The following is a 2,608-nucleotide window of genomic DNA, read 5'->3' as shown; positions in this document are numbered from 1 at the left end:
CTTTTGCTTACCCCAGAATCAGATACAAAATATACACATTGATCATAGCGGCAATACCGGTTACCAGGGTTCCCATGGTCTGGGCCCGGTAGCCGTCCTGGACCTCCATGTCCCCGAAGTTGGTGACCACCCAGAAATAGGAGTCATTGGCATGGGACACGGTCATGGCACCGGCGCCGATGGCGATAACCGTCATGGCGGCCATCATGGGTGTACCCAGTCCCAGGGTCCCCATCAAGGGCGCCATGATCCCGGCGGTGGTGGTAATGGCCACAGTGGAAGAGCCCTGGGCCGTCTTCAGGATGGCGGACAGCAGGAAGGGGAAGAAAATCCCCAGGTTGGCCAGAGTGTTGGAATTGGCTTTGATGAAGGCCACCATGCTGGTGGAGGCAATGACCTTGCCCAACACCCCGCCGGCGGCGGTGATGAACAGGATGGGTCCCACCACTTTCAGGGTATCATTGGTAATATCGTAGAAAGCCTTCATTTTGTCCGGAATGGTGCTCTGCATCAGCACCAGGATCCCCAGGAGCACACCCACGCTGATGGCGATGATGGGAGTCCCCAGGAAGGTGATTACGTCCGTTTTGGTGCCGGCCATGGCCATGGCACTGGACAGTCCCATGAGGATGATGGGGACCACAATGGGAGCAAAGCTCATGAACGCACTGGGCAGCTGGCCATAGCTTTTAATCAGGTCTTCATAGGTCTGCTGGGTTTCAGCCGGGTCGGCACTTTCCGCCCGTTCTTCCTTGGATTTCACTTTGGTGCCGATGTAGTTGGCATAGAAGTACGCGGCGATCATGGGCAGGATGGAGGACGCGGTGCCCAGCCCGATAATCAGGATCAGGTTGGGTTCCAGGCCCATCCCTTCATAAATGGTGTTGGCGGCTGCAATGGGCCCCGGTGTGGGCGGAATGAAGCAGTGGGAAATATACAGCCCCATGGACATGGCCACGGCGGTGGCTACGGCAGAGCAGTGGGTCCGGCGGACCAGCGCCTTCCGGATGGGGTTCAGGATGACGAACCCGCTGTCACAGAACACGGGAATGGATACGATCCACCCCATGATCAGTACGGCCAGACTGGTATTGTTCTTCCCTACCAGACGGACCACACAGTCGGCCATTTTCAGGGCCGCCCCTGTTTTTTCCAGAATGGTGCCGATCAGGGCCCCCATAATGATCACAATGCCGATGCTGGTAAAGGTACCGGCGAATCCGGCACTGACCACATCAGCAATCCCCAGCACTTTCCCATGCTTCACCAGAGGAATCCCGCCGATCAGGCCGAAGATCACGGAAACTCCCAGGATTGCCAGGAAAGGATGGATGCGGAATTTGGAAATGGCTATGATCATAACGATAATGGCAATGACAAAAGCAAAAATCAACGGTAAGCCTGTCAATTTCCTCACATCCCCTCAAAGTATTTTGAATATTTCGGCCTCTCGCCTTATAGTATACGCTGTTCGCTAAAAATGTAAACGGTATTTTTTCTAATGGCCACTCTCTTTTCTTCTTTTATCTGTTCCCTTTTCTGCCCAGAAAGGGTATGATAAAAGAAAAAGCCCAGGGAGGATGTGCCATGACCAAAGGGATCAACCAGAAACTGAAAATGCTCTATCTGGAGGAAATCTTCGAAAAGGAAACTGACGACGACCACAGTCTCACCCTCCAGGAAATCACGGAAAAGCTCCATGAAAAAGGCGTCAACGCAGACCGGAAAACCCTGTATACGGATTTTGAAGAACTGCGGAATTACGGCCTGGACATCATCTGTTCCAACGACGGACGGAACTGCGCCTATCATCTGGGGAACCGGCGGTTCCAGATCCCCGAGCTGAAGCTGCTGGTGGATTCCGTCCAGGCGGCCCGGTTCCTGTCCGACGAAAAGTCCCACAAGCTCATCGGCAAGCTGGAAGGGCTGGCCAGCCGGGAACAGGGGAAAAGTCTCCAGTGCCAAGTGGTGATCGCCGGACGGGTCAAGACCCCCAACGAGACTGTTTACCTGACTGTGGACCGGCTCAACCAGGCCATCAATGCCAATGTCCAGGTCCGGTTCCACTACAACCGGTGGAATGCCAAAAAGCAGCTGGTGCCCCGGAACAACGGGAACTGGTTCCAGGTCAGCCCCTGGCTGCTGATCCTGTCGGAAGAAAACTACTACCTGGCCGCCTACTATGCGGAAACCGGGGAAATCCGCCACTACCGGGTGGACAAGATCACGGACCTGGAACTGCTGGAAGGCCAGCCCCGGGAAGGACAGGAAGCCTATGACCAGCTGGATATCCCCAAATACACCGATGTGCATTTCGGCATGTTCAACGGAGAACAAACGGAAGTGGAGCTGAAGATTCACAATGAGAAAGTGGGGATCTTCATCGACCGGTTCGGTCAGAACATCATGCTGGTCCCGGATGGACCAGATCAGGTACGGCTTACGGTAAAGGTGGACGTAAGTGCCCAGTTCCTGGGGTGGATCATGGCCCTGGGCCCGGGGGTGGAAATCACCCGGCCGGAATGGGTCAGGGAAAAGATGGCCCAGGAAGCGGAGCGGATTTTGGGAGTGTATAAGTAGAGGGGGGGCGCCAGGCGCCCCCTCTTTG

General features: G+C 55.3%; 2 protein-coding genes. One reads left to right on the top strand and one right to left on the bottom strand.

Annotation, left to right across the window (positions count from 1 at the left end):
- Nucleotides 1-7: 7 nt before the first annotated feature.
- Nucleotides 8-1,408: a GntP family permease gene (locus QVO43_RS00070; protein ID WP_154487738.1), complete on the bottom strand. Its 1,401-nt coding sequence runs from the start codon at nucleotides 1,406-1,408 to the stop codon at nucleotides 8-10.
- Nucleotides 1,409-1,587: 179 nt separating this feature from the next.
- Between QVO43_RS00070 and QVO43_RS00065 the strand changes: the two genes are divergently transcribed.
- Nucleotides 1,588-2,580: a helix-turn-helix transcriptional regulator gene (locus QVO43_RS00065; protein WP_022486607.1), complete on the top strand. Its 993-nt coding sequence runs from the start codon at nucleotides 1,588-1,590 to the stop codon at nucleotides 2,578-2,580.
- The last annotated feature ends 28 nt before the right edge of the window (nucleotides 2,581-2,608 follow it).

Source organism: Acidaminococcus sp. CAG:542, assembly GCF_000437815.1.
Taxonomy (GTDB): Bacteria; Bacillota; Negativicutes; order Acidaminococcales; family Acidaminococcaceae; genus Acidaminococcus.
The sequence above is the reverse complement of the archived record's forward strand: the minus strand, read 5'-3'. Positions and strand labels throughout refer to the sequence as shown.